Origin of the sequence: Alteromonas sp. MTD1 (assembly GCF_042848195.1) — a bacterium.
Lineage (GTDB): Bacteria > Pseudomonadota > Gammaproteobacteria > Enterobacterales > Alteromonadaceae > Alteromonas.
On record NZ_BTGG01000004.1, the window covers coordinates 334,408 to 348,710 of the forward strand.

At 41.9% G+C, this 14,303-nt stretch carries 19 protein-coding genes; 3 read left to right on the forward strand and 16 right to left on the reverse strand.

Annotated elements, in window-relative coordinates; genetic code table 11:
- Positions 1 to 151 precede the first annotated feature (151 nt).
- The 4 genes from corC to miaB form a co-directional block, all read right to left on the reverse strand.
- Positions 152 to 1,009, reverse strand: a complete 858-nt coding sequence (corC, locus tag ACGHAV_RS07570; protein WP_390378571.1) for a CNNM family magnesium/cobalt transport protein CorC — start codon at positions 1,007 to 1,009, stop codon at positions 152 to 154.
- A 170-nt stretch (positions 1,010 to 1,179) separates the two neighbouring features.
- Complete coding sequence (gene ybeY, locus ACGHAV_RS07575) at positions 1,180 to 1,650, reverse strand: rRNA maturation RNase YbeY (protein ID WP_390378574.1); 471 nt, start codon at positions 1,648 to 1,650, stop codon at positions 1,180 to 1,182.
- Positions 1,647 to 2,750 (reverse strand): PhoH family protein, encoded by a 1,104-nt coding sequence (locus tag ACGHAV_RS07580; RefSeq protein ID WP_390378577.1) that lies wholly within the window; start codon positions 2,748 to 2,750, stop codon positions 1,647 to 1,649. Before ACGHAV_RS07580 ends, ybeY begins: the two co-directional genes overlap by 4 nt.
- Positions 2,751 to 2,791: 41 nt before the next feature.
- Positions 2,792 to 4,225 (reverse strand): tRNA (N6-isopentenyl adenosine(37)-C2)-methylthiotransferase MiaB, encoded by a 1,434-nt coding sequence (gene miaB, locus ACGHAV_RS07585; RefSeq protein WP_390378580.1) that lies wholly within the window; start codon positions 4,223 to 4,225, stop codon positions 2,792 to 2,794.
- Positions 4,226 to 4,480: 255 nt separating this feature from the next.
- On the opposite strand from miaB, the gene ACGHAV_RS07590 reads away from it, so the two are divergent.
- Together ACGHAV_RS07590 and ACGHAV_RS07595 are read left to right on the forward strand one after the other, a co-directional pair.
- Positions 4,481 to 5,656, forward strand: coding sequence for an FAD-dependent monooxygenase (locus tag ACGHAV_RS07590; protein ID WP_390378583.1), 1,176 nt, complete (start codon positions 4,481 to 4,483; stop codon positions 5,654 to 5,656).
- The gene (locus ACGHAV_RS07595) at positions 5,656 to 5,832 is read left to right on the forward strand and encodes a hypothetical protein (RefSeq protein WP_334013230.1); all 177 of its coding nucleotides are present in this window, start codon (positions 5,656 to 5,658) and stop codon (positions 5,830 to 5,832) included. The genes ACGHAV_RS07590 and ACGHAV_RS07595 overlap by 1 nt, the downstream gene beginning before the upstream one ends.
- 125 nt (positions 5,833 to 5,957) lie before the next feature.
- On the opposite strand, the gene ACGHAV_RS07600 is transcribed toward ACGHAV_RS07595, so the two are convergent.
- Positions 5,958 to 6,926 (reverse strand): aldo/keto reductase family oxidoreductase, encoded by a 969-nt coding sequence (locus ACGHAV_RS07600; protein WP_390378586.1) that lies wholly within the window; start codon positions 6,924 to 6,926, stop codon positions 5,958 to 5,960.
- A gap of 142 nt (positions 6,927 to 7,068) precedes the next feature.
- Between ACGHAV_RS07600 and ACGHAV_RS07605 the strand changes: the two genes are divergently transcribed.
- Positions 7,069 to 7,959: a LysR family transcriptional regulator gene (locus tag ACGHAV_RS07605; protein ID WP_390378589.1), complete on the forward strand. Its 891-nt coding sequence runs from the start codon at positions 7,069 to 7,071 to the stop codon at positions 7,957 to 7,959.
- On the opposite strand, the gene ACGHAV_RS07610 is transcribed toward ACGHAV_RS07605, so the two are convergent.
- The 11 genes from ACGHAV_RS07610 to ACGHAV_RS07660 all read right to left on the reverse strand — a co-directional run bounded on the left by ACGHAV_RS07610 (position 7,937) and on the right by ACGHAV_RS07660 (position 13,884).
- On the reverse strand, positions 7,937 to 8,554 hold the full coding sequence (locus tag ACGHAV_RS07610; RefSeq protein WP_390378592.1) for a PEP-CTERM sorting domain-containing protein: 618 nt from the start codon (positions 8,552 to 8,554) through the stop codon (positions 7,937 to 7,939). The two genes, ACGHAV_RS07605 and ACGHAV_RS07610, sit on opposite strands and share 23 nt — an antisense overlap.
- Positions 8,555 to 8,766: 212 nt before the next feature.
- Positions 8,767 to 9,111 (reverse strand): hypothetical protein, encoded by a 345-nt coding sequence (locus ACGHAV_RS07615; protein ID WP_390378595.1) that lies wholly within the window; start codon positions 9,109 to 9,111, stop codon positions 8,767 to 8,769.
- A 152-nt stretch (positions 9,112 to 9,263) separates the two neighbouring features.
- Positions 9,264 to 9,488, reverse strand: coding sequence for a hypothetical protein (locus tag ACGHAV_RS07620; protein ID WP_390378598.1), 225 nt, complete (start codon positions 9,486 to 9,488; stop codon positions 9,264 to 9,266).
- A 379-nt stretch (positions 9,489 to 9,867) separates the two neighbouring features.
- Complete coding sequence (locus tag ACGHAV_RS07625) at positions 9,868 to 10,122, reverse strand: hypothetical protein (protein ID WP_390378601.1); 255 nt, start codon at positions 10,120 to 10,122, stop codon at positions 9,868 to 9,870.
- Between the two features lie 262 nt (positions 10,123 to 10,384).
- The gene (locus ACGHAV_RS07630; RefSeq protein ID WP_390378604.1) at positions 10,385 to 10,885 is read right to left on the reverse strand and encodes a hypothetical protein; all 501 of its coding nucleotides are present in this window, start codon (positions 10,883 to 10,885) and stop codon (positions 10,385 to 10,387) included.
- Positions 10,886 to 11,020: 135 nt separating this feature from the next.
- Positions 11,021 to 11,392 (reverse strand): hypothetical protein, encoded by a 372-nt coding sequence (locus ACGHAV_RS07635; protein WP_390378606.1) that lies wholly within the window; start codon positions 11,390 to 11,392, stop codon positions 11,021 to 11,023.
- Positions 11,393 to 11,472: 80 nt separating this feature from the next.
- A complete protein-coding gene (locus tag ACGHAV_RS07640) occupies positions 11,473 to 11,895 on the reverse strand; it encodes a hypothetical protein (protein WP_334013239.1) in 423 nt (140 codons plus the stop codon).
- A 218-nt stretch (positions 11,896 to 12,113) separates the two neighbouring features.
- Complete coding sequence (locus tag ACGHAV_RS07645) at positions 12,114 to 12,611, reverse strand: DUF3592 domain-containing protein (RefSeq protein ID WP_390378609.1); 498 nt, start codon at positions 12,609 to 12,611, stop codon at positions 12,114 to 12,116.
- A 62-nt stretch (positions 12,612 to 12,673) separates the two neighbouring features.
- A complete protein-coding gene (locus ACGHAV_RS07650; RefSeq protein WP_390378612.1) occupies positions 12,674 to 13,114 on the reverse strand; it encodes a hypothetical protein in 441 nt (146 codons plus the stop codon).
- 101 nt (positions 13,115 to 13,215) lie between these two features.
- A complete protein-coding gene (locus ACGHAV_RS07655) occupies positions 13,216 to 13,590 on the reverse strand; it encodes a hypothetical protein (RefSeq protein WP_390378615.1) in 375 nt (124 codons plus the stop codon).
- Between the two features lie 159 nt (positions 13,591 to 13,749).
- Complete coding sequence (locus tag ACGHAV_RS07660) at positions 13,750 to 13,884, reverse strand: hypothetical protein (RefSeq protein WP_390378618.1); 135 nt, start codon at positions 13,882 to 13,884, stop codon at positions 13,750 to 13,752.
- Positions 13,885 to 14,303 lie beyond the last annotated feature (419 nt).

Below are 14,303 nucleotides of genomic sequence, written 5' to 3' on the forward strand. Positions count from 1 at the left end.
TATGTTTCATGAGTTTAAGCTGCTGCAGCGATAGCCTAAAGCCAGCGTTGTAAAGAGTGTTCTTAAAAAAGCAGTAAAAAAGCGATAAAAACTGCTTAAAACAGTACAGGTGCCTTTCAGCACCTGTATTAGTAACTTGGTTTTACTTACTTTACTCGAGTGACGGTACCGACACTTTTAGCTGAATTAAGCGACGCTTGTCTGAGTTTGTCACTTTAAACTGAATATCGTTTATCACAATTTCGTCGTTGGTCTCTGGCATGTGGCCAAATGCTTTTAAAACAATACCACCTATGGTGTCGGCTTCTTCTTCACTAAACGTTGTTTCGAAAAACTCGTTAAAGTCATCAACAGGCGTCAGTGCTTTTACCGTGTAGGTCGATTTGTTCAACGGGCGAATATCGTCTGTACCGTCTTCTTCGGTATCGTACTCGTCTTCAATTTCACCCACGATGATCTCTAAGATATCTTCAATGGTAACCAGGCCAGATACACCGCCGTACTCATCAACAACAATTGCCATGTGGTAGCGCTGCTGGCGAAACTCTTTTAATAAGACGTCTACACGCTTGCTTTCTGGCACAATCACAGCAGGGCGAAGAATATCGCGAAGGTTGAATTCTTTTTCGGCATTAAATGCAAAAGACAGTAAATCTTTTGCTAGCAATATACCTTCAATGTGGTCTTTGTCTTCGCTAATTACAGGAAAACGGGAGTGGGCAGATTCAAGCATTACAGGTAAAAACTCTTCTACCTTTTGCTCTACGTCTATGGTGGTCATTTGAGCGCGAGGGATCATAATATCCCTTACTCGCATTTCGTTTACCCCAATTACCCCTTCAATCATTTCGCGGGTTTGTGGGTCGATGATTTCGTTTTGCTCGGCATCAGTGATTACTGATACCAACTCTTCTTTACTTCTCGGCTCGCCAGAAATTGAATTTTTTAGTTTATCTAACCAACTCTTGCCTGATGAGCCGTTGGTAGAGTGAGGATTATCGTCGCTCATAATGTCCGTTTAATTGTTAGTTCAACGCCAACGTTAAAATGCTTCTTGCTGGTCGTCAATGATTTATTGTTGTTAAGTATAAAAAGATAGGTGTTACATACACTTATAAAGTATTGTAACGCCTCTTCAGTACAGTATATTCAGCTTTCTTTCTAAACGAATTGCGCTGCCTATGCTTCGTAGGGATTCTTAATATCTAAGCCCGCAAGAATAGCAATTTCTTTGCTTTCCATTTCCTCGGCCTCTGCATCGTCAATATGGTCGTAGCCTAACAAATGCAAGATGCCGTGTACCGTCATATGGGCGTAATGATGCTGCACTTTTTTATTCTGCTCGGCAGCTTCACGGCTGATAACAGGAGCACAAATAATAAGGTCGCCCAGCAGATTCATGTCAATGCCAGGCGGTGCTTCGAACGGAAACGACAGCACATTGGTGGGTTTGTCTTTCCCGCGATATTCACTGTTTAGGCTCTGGCTTTCGCTTTCATCGGTAAAACGAATGGTAACTTCTTGATGCTCAAGCCCTTCACAAGCAAGTACTGCGTTAGCCCAAGTTTCAAGGTCAGCGGGTGAGGGGATTGCAGCTAAAATGGCGTTGTCGCCCTCAAACGCTTGCTGATAGTCAATAATGGCGCTCACGATGGGGTGTTATCGCTGTTATTAGCATTACTGCTAGTGCTATTACTACTTTGTGCATCGCTTGCTGCTTGCTCGCGCTGTAGTCGAAGCGCTTCTTCTTTACGCTCTTTACGCAAACGTTCTTGTTCAGCATCGTGAACTTCATAGGCACGCACAATACGCGCTACAACAGGGTGACGTACTACGTCTTCTGCGTTAAAGAAGTTAAACGAAATATCATCCACTTCGCTTAATACCTCAATAGCGTGGCGTAGCCCTGACTTAGCACCGCGTGGTAAATCTACCTGAGTGATATCCCCGGTGATAACCGCTTTTGAATTAAAACCAATACGGGTTAAGAACATCTTCATTTGTTCAACCGTGGTGTTTTGGCTTTCATCCAAAATAATAAAGGCGTCGTTAAGCGTTCTACCACGCATATACGCTAATGGCGCTACTTCAATAACGTTGCGCTCCATAAGCTTTTCTACTTTTTCGAAACCCAACATTTCAAACAGGGCATCGTAAAGCGGGCGTAAGTATGGGTCCACTTTTTGAGATAAATCGCCAGGTAAGAAACCAAGCTTTTCGCCTGCTTCAACCGCTGGGCGGGTAAGCAATATTCGGCGAATTTCTTGACGTTCTAAGGCATCAACTGCAGCGGCAACGGCTAGGTAAGTTTTACCCGTACCAGCAGGGCCAATACCAAATGTAATGTCGTGGTTAACAATGTTTGCCACGTATTGCGCTTGGTTTGGATTACGCGGCTTAATAACGCCACGTTTGGTTTTGATGTTTACTTCCTTGCCATAACCGCCTGTTGCATCTTTCTCAATAACGCGGGCTTCTTGAATAGCAAGGTGAACTTGTTCTGCTTCAAGCTCGGGAACACGGCCTTTAACAGGCTGTGTTTCGATATAAAGTAGCTTCAGTAGCTCGCTGGCGCTTTTTATTTGCTGTGGCTCGCCTAGTACCTTAAATGCATTATTGCGGTAGGTAATCTCTACCCCTAATCTGCGTTCTATTTGCTTGATGTTGTCATCAAAAGGGCCACATAAACTGGACAAACGTTTGGTATCTGCCGGTTCTAAATCAAATTCATTACTAACCAATGTACTCAAGCTACTTTATTCCTCGCTTTTATAAAAAGTAAAACGTGTTGTTAGGCTGGGTTGAATTGACCCACGCCAAGTTCATCCGGCAAATCTGCCTGATGCTTTGCCATGATAGATTGGGGCGAAACGGCAACACGCAAGCCCATTTCGCTTTCTCTACGCACAACTTCACCACGCAATGAGTTGGTGAAAACATCGGTAATGTTCACATCAACAAACTCACCAATCATGTCTGGCGTGCCTTCAAAGTTAACCACGCGGTTGTTTTCAGTACGACCTGAAAGCTCCATCGGGTTTTTCTTAGACGGGCCTTCAACCAAAATACGCTGCTCTGTACCCACCATATGGCGTGCAATACGCAGTGCTTGCTGAGTAATACGTTGTTGAAGAAGGTGAAGGCGTTGCTTCTTGGTATCTTCGCTTACATCATCTACGGCATCGGCTGCAGGTGTACCTGGACGCGCACTATAAATGAAGCTGAAGCTAAGGTCGTAATCTACGGCCTGAATTAAATCCATGGTAGCTTCAAAGTCGGCGTCGGTTTCGCCAGGGAAGCCAATAATGAAGTCGCTCGACAAACTAATGTTAGGACGGATCTTCTTAAGCTTACGCATTTTAGATTTATATTCTAACGCCGTGTGACCACGCTTCATCAAGTTCAATATGCGATCTGAACCGCTTTGAATTGGAAGGTGTAGGTGATCTACAAGCTCAGGAATAGAGGCGTATGCTTCAATAATGTCATCAGTAAACTCCACTGGGTGTGACGTGGTATAACGAATACGGTCAATACCATCGATAGCGGCAACAAGCTCTAAAAGCTCTGAGAAGCGACAAATAGTGCCGTCGAAGTGCTCACCACGAAACGCGTTTACGTTTTGGCCTAGTAAGTTAACTTCGCGAACGCCTTGACCAGCAAGTTGCGCAATTTCAAGTAACACGTCATCTACTGGACGGCTTACTTCTTCACCACGAGTGTAAGGTACTACGCAGAATGTGCAGTATTTCGAGCAGCCTTCCATAATAGAAACAAACGCCGTTGGCCCTTCAGCGCGAGGCTCGGGTAAGCGGTCGAATTTTTCAATTTCTGGGAAGCTCACATCAATGACTGACTTTGCGCCGCCTTGAAGTTCGTTAATCATTTCAGGCAAACGGTGCAGCGTTTGTGGGCCAAAAACAAGGTCTACAAACGGCGCGCGCTGGCGAATGGTATCGCCTTCTTGAGAGGCAACACAGCCACCAACACCAATAATAAGTTCTGGCTTATCTTGCTTAAGGGTTTTCCAACGACCTAGTTGGTGAAACACTTTTTCTTGTGCTTTTTCGCGAATAGAACACGTGTTAAGCAAAATAACATCGGCTTCTTCAGCGCTTTCTGCCGCTCTGTAGCCGTGCGTTGAGTCGAGTAAGTCCGCCATTTTCTCCGAGTCGTACTCGTTCATTTGGCAGCCCCAGGTTTTGATATACAGCTTTTTAGTCATAACAACTATTCGATAACCTGATAAAGTTCCAAGTAAGTGGTGGCGGTTTGTTGTATGAGTATTTTCAACAAAGGCGCTGCACCCGTTACGGAAGATGTTCAAAATAGCCGCATATTTTACCTGTTATGCACGCATATTCCCAGTGTCTTACGACGATTCATTGCGTTTTGATCTAAGGCAAACCAATTCTACGTTTTACTTCACACAGCAAAGTGTTTTATTACATAATGTAAGTGCGTGTTTTAAGGAGAATAAATGGTCGATTTTTGTATTAATGGCGGCGGCATGGTGGGCGCAGCGTTAGCGTTGGGGTTAGCCCAGCAGCAGTATAACGTGGTGGTGATAGAGCCATTTTTACCCAAGCCGTACAGCGATAGCGATGGCCCTGATCTTCGCGTATCAGCCATAAGCGATGCGTCGGTCACACTTCTTGAAGCATTAGGCGCATGGCAGCACATTAAAGCGATGCGTGTAAAACCTTACACAGGTTTAAGCGTATGGGATGAACCACAGCATCGTACAGACTTTACTTCGCAAAGCATCAACGTACCTCAACTAGGCTATTTTGTTGAAAACAGGTTGTTGCAGTTAGGCTGCCTACAAGCACTTGAACAATTTGAGAACGTAACTGTTGTTACAGGGCAAAAGGTTAAGCGTATCGCGCTTGAGCAAACGGCTACAATAACGCTAGACGATGACACGCAGATTCAAGCTCAGTGGCTTGTTGGTGCCGATGGTGCTAATTCTCAGGTGCGACAAGCGGCTGGTATAGGCACCAACGGTTGGCAATACGCTCAGCAAGCGATGGGCATTACAGTTGAAATGCACAGGCCGGTAGACGCCATAACGTGGCAGCAATTTACGCCTAGCGGGCCTAAAGCCTTCTTGCCCATGTTTGGTAATTACGCATCGTTAGTGTGGTACGACAGCGTTGACGAGTTAACGCGTTTAAAAAGCCTAAACAACATGCAGCTTACGCAAGAGATTATGTCAGCGTTTCCACAAGAATTAACGCTAAACAACAATACATTTACGGTGGTGGACAAAGCCGTATTCCCGCTTACTCGTTCGCATGCGAACAGTTATATCAAGGGTTGCAGTGTTATTCTTGGTGATGCAGCGCACACTATAAACCCGTTAGCGGGGCAGGGCGTTAATTTAGGGTTTAAAGACATTGAAGCCTTTTTGTCGGTAACCGCCAAGCGCATGCCATTACATTCTGATGCGTTTGTGAGTGCCTTAAAACAAGACTTTGAACGACCTAGAAAGCGCGATAACTTGATAATGATGACGGCAATGGATGGGTTCTATACCTTGTTTAGCAACGACGTTGCCCCCATAAAATGGATAAGAAATCAGCTTCTTTCGGTTGCCCAGCGCATAGGACCAGCAAAGAAAGAAGTGCTTAAATATGCGATAGGAATGCGATAATGGAAGTCATTATTTTATTGGCCGTATTGTTTGGGGCATTAGCGCTCATCATACCGCTTATCGAACGCTCAAAGATGCGTATTAGTAACGAAGATGCAGCAAAGTGGGCAAAGTGGATTTGGCCATTAATGGGTATTTTGCTCATTGCGCAGTTGGTGCGCATGTTGTTGCAGTAAAAAAGAAATCGAACCACAAATGGCACGCCACGGCGTGCCATTTTTACTTTATTACGCCCATTTAATAGCGTAATCAGTGACTGCTCGCGCTTGCTGCATGCCTATTTGCGTATCATTGGCAAATATCATGGTAATTCAGCTCCTCTGGCAAGTACGTAAAGCGAATACCAGTCTTCACGGGTTAACTGAATTGACGTTGCTGCCGCTGCGCTTTGAATTCGCTTTGGCTTAGCCGACCCGATAATAGGCTGAATGTTCGCACTTAAGCGCATTAACCAGGCAAGCACAATAGCGTCTGGTGACACGTTATACTTCTCTGCAAGCGAATCTACGCATGCCTTGGTTTGCTGTTCTTTTTCGTTAAGCTGTACTGGTGCACCCGTATATTTACCTTGGCTTGCTGCGCCCCACGACTGCAGCTGAATTCCATTCTGTACCGCGTATTCAATGGTGCCAGGCGTGAAGTTCACTGAACCACCTTCTGGATTGCCTACCAAAATACCTTCCTCAACAAATTGAAGGTTCGTCAGGCTCATCTCAATTTGATTGGCAATAAGCGGTTTATCAGTAAAGTGTTGAAGGTGCTGAATTTGAAGCGCGCTCATGTTTGATACACCAAAGTGTTTTACCTTGCCGCTCTCGTAAAGTTTATTCATAGCGCTGGCAATGTCGGCAGGATCCATCAATGGGTCGGGGCGATGGAAAAGTAGTATATCTAAATAGTCGGTTTTTAGACGCTTAAGCGACTGCTCAACGCTTTCTATTATCCATTCAGACGACAAGTCATAACGCTTTGGGCCAAACTCATCATCAAATCGAATGCCACATTTCGACTGTATTACCATCTTTTCACGTAGCGACGGTGTTTGCGTAAGCACATTGGAAAAAGCCTGTTCTGCTTTGCCCATTTTGTAAATGTCAGCATGGTCAAACACTGTGATACCGCTGTCTAGCGCGGCATTTATCGCGTGGTCTGCTTGCTTTTGGTGCTCGCTACTAAGTGGTGAAGTATTCCATTCACCGCCAATGGCCATGCAGCCGTACACAAGCTGGCTAGCATGTGGAAAATAATGTTGAAGAGGAAACGTGCTCATAATTCTTCTCGTCGTATTTATTACTGTGAAATTTATTACACAAAGTGTATAGGGCTTTTGGCAATTCTTCAGCGTTAATAAAACGAATTCATTGTATGGTATAGTGAATAATAGATAGCAGCTATAGTGAATAGTGTTGATTGTGAAACCACATAAAAAAATTGAGCGTTTAGTGTTGTTTAGCGCGGTTGCAGATACCTTAAATTTTGGAGAAGCGGCTGAACGCTTAGGCATTTCTAGAGGGTATTTGTCTGAGCAAATCAAGGCGCTTGAAGAGACGCTAGGCGTAAAGCTTTTGCAGCGTTCAACTAGGCAAGTGCACCTTACTGCGGAAGGGCAACAAGTACATGCCGATACAAAGAAGCTGACTAAATGTGTGCAAGATATAGAACAAAACTTAATTCGTGAGCAAACCCAACTAGAGGGGAAAATTTCGTTAACGGCGCCAAACCTTTTTGCGCATTTTGTTTTGGGCGAATGCTGTTTTCAATTTTCTCAAGAAAACCCAGGAGTGTCGCTGCATATTGATACCAGCTATCACAGACACGACCTCAACAAAGGTCAATTTGATATTGCCTTTAGGTCAACCAATAATCCGCCGCAGGACATGGTGGCAAAACCGTTGTTTCAATATGAGCATATGATAGTGGCTTCGCCAGATTATATTCGAGCCAACGGAATGATAGAGCACGTAAGTGAATTAGCTTCACATGCGTGTTTAACAGGGCCTGATCAAGACAGCTGGACCATAAACAGAAAGCGTGTGGCGGTATCTGGCTGGCTTAAAGTGAACGACAATTTGTCGTTAATAGCACACGTGAAAAAGGGAAGAGGTGTGGCTAGGCTGCCTAGTTACGCAGTATCACAATGTATTGAGCAAGGTGAAATGGAAGTTATCTTTAAAGAGGCTAACCCGATGCAGCACACGATGTATATTGTGCATCCTCAGCGACTTCATCAGTCGGCAAGAATGCGTGCGTTCCTAAATGCCGTTAAGCATTGGCGCTATCCTAGTGGTTCTTTTTCTTCCTAGAGAAGCCAATGCCGGCTAGCGCCAAGCCCATAATGGCTAAGCCAACAGGTTCAGGCACACTAAAAAGTTTAACTTCTTCAAACACAATGTCGTCGTAGCCAGTACCATCACTTATTGAAAAGATATTCAACCATGCTATATCGCCAATTTCTTCAAGGGTTAGCGTTTCATTCTTACCGCCGTCTATCGTTGAAATGCTGGTAAGCAAGTTATTGTCTACGTCGTATGCTTCAAGTGTAGTGTCGTTTCCATCGGTAACTAATATTGAAAAGAATGTGGTAAATGCACGCTCATTTATATCGTTAGGATTAACAAAGAACATTTTAATATCTGGCGTGTAGTCTCCGCAGGCGCCTTTTCCTTCGCTGTATAGATGCACAACACCCGTACCAAATGCGCTATTAGTACAATCACCCACTAATGCATTTTCGAAGACAATGCCAAGACTAGCAAATTGATTGTTGATGATTTGTGGTTTGAATTGTGGTTGCGGGGTGTAACCAGCCTGAACTTCTTCAAAACCGATGCTTATCAATCCAGCATGCGCAACGCTAGATAATACAAATAGAAAAGCGCCAATTACTGTTCGTTTCATTTCAGACTCCAAACCAACATACAACCAATAGTAGTATTTTATGCAAAAATCACACCTTCTATGTAAGGCTATGTTATAGCATTGGTTTATTTTTGAGCGCCGTTTTTTTCACTTCAAGTGTTAAGTAAGCTGACAGTGTTAAGAACAAAAATTCACCTTGAAACACGTTTGTTCAGCAGCGTGGGCTTGCCATAAGCGGTATGGCTGTTTTTCTAATTGCAATTATCCAGCAGAGCCGCTTCATTGTTTTCAATTTCCGAAACCAACAGAGATTGGCTAAATTGATCAATCTCGTCACTTTTTCTGCTGCTCATCATTGGCTTTGCCAGGTTCATAATATTCACTCTGGCTTTCAGTGAGCTACATATCAACTCTCTTGCTTTTTCATACCTTTGAGTATCAATGTAATGCTGAATAGCTTGTAATTCTAAAGCGCCGTAATACAGTTGACTTACATTTGAACCAGCAATGTTTGAGGTACCTGCTACAAATCCAGCAAAAAGCGAAAGTAGCGAAATAACAACTGTAAAAAGCGCGAAGAGAAGTTTTGATTTCATTGTACAGTCCTTGTGTTTAAATATGGTTCCCTTGGTTATTCCTTTAACTAGTAATAAGCAATAGGTTAAAAAAGCTAACCATGAGATTACAGTAGCCGGTAGGCTTGATAAAAACTTATCCTTGTTCCATCTATCAAATTATTGATGAGAATCTAAAACCTTGCTGCGTAGCTATAAATTTTCCTTGCAAGGTAAACTGCGGTTTTTAAGTCGGTATTGTTTACCGTACTGTCTAGTGTTTGTGCAGTAACGCCTGCGTGACAACCCAGCCTGTTCACGCCTTTCACACTATCGTGATAGGTTGCATCTAGGTTTACCCATAACATGCCATGTTGGCCTGCGTTCAACTCGCTTTGGAAAAGCGTTTTTATCAACATCAGCTAGCGCGTCTTCAAGCTCTAAGGTTGAGTAATCTGAGTAGTTGGGTTCCATTTTATTGTTATGTTCCTTGGTGGTTCTTATGTAAGTGGTTTACTGTGTTTTTTCTAGCTTTTTACTCAAAAAGTTAACTATTTCTTCTTTAGTTTCAAGGTCTCTAATTGGTATCAAGACAGCACTTGATGTTTCAAAAAGAGGGCCAACAATCCGTTTTCGCTTTTCAATACTTTCGGGGCGCTTCATTGGATAAGAGTTGTTGACAAGTAATCCAGTCATTTATTGTAAGGTTTATTGTAAATTTCATAGCTTCCGTGAATATTAATCTAGATAAATACTGGTAGAAATAAGCGTGTTGTAAAACGTTCCTGAAAGGCAGCGCTACTCGTTCACAATTTTTGAATTGAAGAAAACGAAGCTAGCATTAGAGGAGTTGAGAGTAATTATCCCCTTTTCAGCGAAACTCATTTGTACAAAATCATCACTGCTAATATCAAAGTTAAGACTGCATGTATTTAAATCAACTGTACCTTTGTAAAACTGTTGCGGCTCGACCAGCCCTGTTGCGTGAAAAATAAAATAATCTGACCCTGAACGATCGAATGAAACGATAAACAACCCTTCTTCTAGTTGCACTGGTAAATACCGTAATACGATATAGTTATGAAGAACAGAGTAACTTTCCACACTACCATGCTGTTTTACATGCGAAGAATATGTAGCTTTGAAGGAGTCGACGGAGCCAATAGTGTCAAAAATGGTTGATGCGTTTTTAAACCTGTCTTCTGATAGAAGGCAATTGGCGATAACAGATTGTGACCAAAAAAACAGAAAGAATGTTAGTAGTAAACGTGAATGTGTTGACGTTAGACCATTTACGTTGTTTGTTAAAAAAATACTACCCACGAATTTTTACCATCATTTTATTCATAAAGTTGCTGCCAACTATTAGCAATGCACCAATAGCAATCTGTACGATAGTAGCCACGAAACCAGCTTTATCGCTAGGCTGTAGTTCTGCTGAATATTGACGCTGCAACTCACCTTGTAAAGATATAAAGTAAGAAAGGTCGGCTAAGGCCATAGAAACAACGTAGACACCAATAGCAGGTATTATTGCCTTATATAAGGATGCGGCCTGTCCAAGGGAACCATCAAGCTTTGCTGCGTCTGGAGCTACTGAAGTAATGAGTAACTTTGGAAAGAACCAAAGTACTAGTGCTACGAAGGTTTTTATAATAGCGGGAATTACAACTAGCGTAAAAATTGTCGATTCATTGAGCCCCATATCAACAACTTGAATGTTTAAAATGTCGTTTGGCACATTTTTTATAACGTCCAAGAACAGCACTATTGCAGCGATTTTTAACGCAATAACAAGAATATTGATTTGTTGCATTTAACTCTCCTTGTTTTTACTCATTGTATATCTGGCAAAGCCATGAAAGCTACTTTATCTTAAGCTATACAATGGTTTGTGTTTGTATTTCATCGAACAAGGAACTAACCCTTATAAATCGAAAAATAAGTTATGTTAACCTGTTGGGCAGCTCTCGTCGTCGAACGAATATTCGTATATACCATGCTCAGTTTTTAATACTGCATTATTGGAATCTATTATTCTTAATCTTAAGTTCGAGCTAGATAAGGCTGAGATAAGCCCCGAGCAATTGCCAATATCCTTAGGTTGAGGAAGGTTTTGCATATCCGCGAACGCCTGCATTATATTGCTCGACTTGTTTTCCTTATTAATAGTCATTTTGAGTTTTGGGCCAGGCGGAAGTTCTGAACGCTTTATTCTAGTGCCAGTGACAGTTATTTTATTTTCAGATTCCTTTTCCTGAGAGGGTTTAGATGCGCATGCGGAAAGTATGCTAAGTAAGGTAAGAATGAGTAAAAGCTTCATGTTGACTCCGTGTCTTGCGAGTTGTTTTTTATTAAATTCCGTCATGAGATAGCTTTTTACATAACGATTAGATATATCGTCTAGTGAAAAATATTTCCGCACTTATGGCAAAACCATTGTCGATGCCAATGTGCATATTGCAGGGGCCACCGGTATTTATTGAATTTATAGGCGAAATGCACAAGGTATCCGCCAGTTGCTATTAAGAGCAAACCAAAGAAAAACCAGAAGTTTAATTCGCTGGATTTTGTTACCAAGAGGGCGCCGATAGCAATTAGAATTATCAAGTATCTGTATGTGAGCTTTTCAGGGGGCGCAGCTTTCTTTGCCAAGTTAGAAACTGATGTTTCATTTGTAGTGGTTCTTGCACCACCAAGACCACCTCCATAATTGCCACCCAGTAAACCAAACGAATAGCTTGTGCTTTCAGTCGTTGAATAGCCGCCGTCATAAACAACTTCTAATCTTTGTGTGTTATCAGATCCGCAATTCTTACAATCCATTCAAACCTCCATATTCTGAATTAGCGACTGGGCTTCCTGTTAACGTGAAAATAGTCCGTACACTTTGTTAACACTGGCGAACAGTCTTCCCTAAGAACGAGAAATACGCACGCCCAAACCTATAGGCTAATTGAAAGCGCATTGGCATTCAATAAAGTTGGCAATTAGCGTTTGGCTTCATAGCTAATGTTAAGTGTCTTAAATAATTTTTCAGTGCATTAAAAATGAAAACGACTTACATAAGTCAAAAAAGGCGCTACTGCGACGATAAGCGTAACAAAAATACCAAATTTATTCGCCTTAATTAAAAAGCTTTTTTGTGGTTTTTTAGGGTTGTAGTAAATGGTAACAGTGTCTTCGGTTGGCATGTTGATGCCAGATTGTTGTTTAAGAAGTAAGCCCTTCGCATTGTAATTGGTAACGAAGACCCAAGGTGAAATGCGCGTTCCTTCATAATTTTTACCATTTACTACATATGAATAAAGCGCTCTACCGCGGTATTGCTGTTCGGTTAAATCGTTTGAGATACCAAACTTTTTCAGTCCTAAGCTGTGAATTTGGCCAACAGTAGAAGCCCAATATCGTGTTTGGATTTGAAAATATGCTGAATAAAGGCACACAACGAGCATGTAGCATGATGCCCAGAACCAAATTCCTTGAAGCTCTCCTTCAGAGGCCAAATCGAACATTTGCTGAAAGTAATTAATCATATCCATATTGAGTAACTTTTCTATAAGCGCGTATACATGTTAGGCACTAGGGGAGGCTGCCCTACAGCTTAGTGCCTTAGTGAATAGCTGTTAGCGATTTTATTCGTTTTATATACGTCAAGTTTGCGCCAATTACTAATTTTTGAAATTTTTATTTCTGCTTCGAGCCCGTATCCGGTAGCAGGAAACTCTTTCACATACTGAACAGTGCCGCTATTAATGTGAACATTTCTAACAAAGCCGTTTTCGATTGTTTTGAACTCTGAGTAGGTGTGTTCTTCAAGGTTTATCAAAAACAACCTTGTTCTTGGGCCTTGTGAGTAGTCGATAGTTAGCCATTCTTCCAACGCTAGATACTTTGAACAAGGTGACCATGTGAGCACTCGCCCAAACAAATGCCCAGCTAAAATGTGTCCGTCAAGTTCGAGCTTAAAATAGGTGGGGCCAAATCTGATTTCACCTTCATAGATCAGTTTGGCTGAATGCTCAGCGTTTGGTGATTGACTCATTTTTTCCTTGGCATATAACTTTTCGATAACGAGCGCAGGCGGGCAGGGCTTAATGGCGAAGTGGCTCTACGTTTTCAGGCCCCAGTGAACTGAGTGAGCCGTTATGCACGCTGCCATAATACTTCCAAGTTTTCACTGAATGCCCCTGCATTAACACGATTTATCCAAGTGTCGTTTAAACCGTATCTTTTATTAATTTCTAAAACAAGTACATCGAAGCCAAGCATAAATTCGTCAAAAGCGACTACATGCTTGGTGTTGGTTGAATAACGTATATTTAAAACAATAGGGTCAACAGTTAAGCTATCTTTTTTAAAAGCTTTGATTGAACAAATATCCGTCCAAATGATGGTGTTAACAAGCAAACCGTTTTTCGACAACCTAATCTCTTGACTATTTACTTCCAATTTAAAAATATCTTTGCCGCTGTGCGCAATGCGGAAGAGTAAATTGTGGAAAAATCTAGATATGCTCATTTATATTAAACTGCCTAACTTCCAGCCAGGTGGTAATAACGTATGGTGTAAAATTAGAAGCCCATTAAATGCTTTAATTTCCCTATGTTCACTCACTTCTAAATAAAGGCTTTTCAATAAAGTTGAAACTGTCATTTTCAACAGCTCTTAATTTCTAATTTAAGAAAATGTTTGATTGAAAAGTTCAGCCATATTCTGTTTTTGGTAGTCTTTCATAGACACATAGAACCCCAAACTACCTAGAATCATGACAGCAGACGTATAAGCCAATATCTTTCTCGTTTTAGCTTTCATAATAGTTCCTTGGTTTTGTTATTTACGTAATTGGAAATACCCATTACAAAGCGTTCCATCTTGATCAATCTCTAAATGTATATTCGAACAATTCTTTTGAAAGAAGAGTGCTTCTTGAGCAGACTTCATCTGACTACAATACTTGCGTTCGTCGCATCTAAAAAAGTGCTGGTCTGCTTGAATTAGAACGCTAGGTGCAACTTTTGTTTCTTTTACACTTTCTCTAATGCATTGCTTCTGAGCAATAAAATAAGCAAACACCGACAATGTCACTAGCGATATTGTTAATAATATCCTAACCATTTTGGATGTACCTTTGAAGTACATCACTTTTCAATAACGGTGCAATCGCCTGGTGCATAAACGAAGTTGCCCTGCGTGTATGCGCTCCAGCGAACGAAGTGAGTGAGTTTATTGAG

Excerpts from the sequence above, each read along its gene's own strand:
- corC (WP_390378571.1), bottom strand. The coding sequence starts at position 1,009 with ATGAGCGACGATAATCCTCACTCTACCAACGGCTCATCAGGCAAGAGT.
- miaB (WP_390378580.1), bottom strand. The coding sequence starts at position 4,225 with ATGACTAAAAAGCTGTATATCAAAACCTGGGGCTGCCAAATGAACGAG.
- ACGHAV_RS07590 (WP_390378583.1), top strand. The coding sequence starts at position 4,481 with ATGGTCGATTTTTGTATTAATGGCGGCGGCATGGTGGGCGCAGCGTTA.
- ACGHAV_RS07595 (WP_334013230.1), top strand. The coding sequence starts at position 5,656 with ATGGAAGTCATTATTTTATTGGCCGTATTGTTTGGGGCATTAGCGCTC.
- ACGHAV_RS07600 (WP_390378586.1), bottom strand. The coding sequence starts at position 6,926 with ATGAGCACGTTTCCTCTTCAACATTATTTTCCACATGCTAGCCAGCTT.
- ACGHAV_RS07610 (WP_390378592.1), bottom strand. The coding sequence starts at position 8,554 with ATGAAACGAACAGTAATTGGCGCTTTTCTATTTGTATTATCTAGCGTT.
- ACGHAV_RS07615 (WP_390378595.1), bottom strand. The coding sequence starts at position 9,111 with ATGAAATCAAAACTTCTCTTCGCGCTTTTTACAGTTGTTATTTCGCTA.
- ACGHAV_RS07620 (WP_390378598.1), bottom strand. The coding sequence starts at position 9,488 with ATGTTGATAAAAACGCTTTTCCAAAGCGAGTTGAACGCAGGCCAACAT.
- ACGHAV_RS07630 (WP_390378604.1), bottom strand. The coding sequence starts at position 10,885 with ATGCAACAAATCAATATTCTTGTTATTGCGTTAAAAATCGCTGCAATA.
- ACGHAV_RS07635 (WP_390378606.1), bottom strand. The coding sequence starts at position 11,392 with ATGAAGCTTTTACTCATTCTTACCTTACTTAGCATACTTTCCGCATGC.
- ACGHAV_RS07640 (WP_334013239.1), bottom strand. The coding sequence starts at position 11,895 with ATGGATTGTAAGAATTGCGGATCTGATAACACACAAAGATTAGAAGTT.
- ACGHAV_RS07645 (WP_390378609.1), bottom strand. The coding sequence starts at position 12,611 with ATGGATATGATTAATTACTTTCAGCAAATGTTCGATTTGGCCTCTGAA.
- ACGHAV_RS07650 (WP_390378612.1), bottom strand. The coding sequence starts at position 13,114 with ATGAGTCAATCACCAAACGCTGAGCATTCAGCCAAACTGATCTATGAA.
- ACGHAV_RS07655 (WP_390378615.1), bottom strand. The coding sequence starts at position 13,590 with ATGAGCATATCTAGATTTTTCCACAATTTACTCTTCCGCATTGCGCAC.
- ACGHAV_RS07660 (WP_390378618.1), bottom strand. The coding sequence starts at position 13,884 with ATGAAAGCTAAAACGAGAAAGATATTGGCTTATACGTCTGCTGTCATG.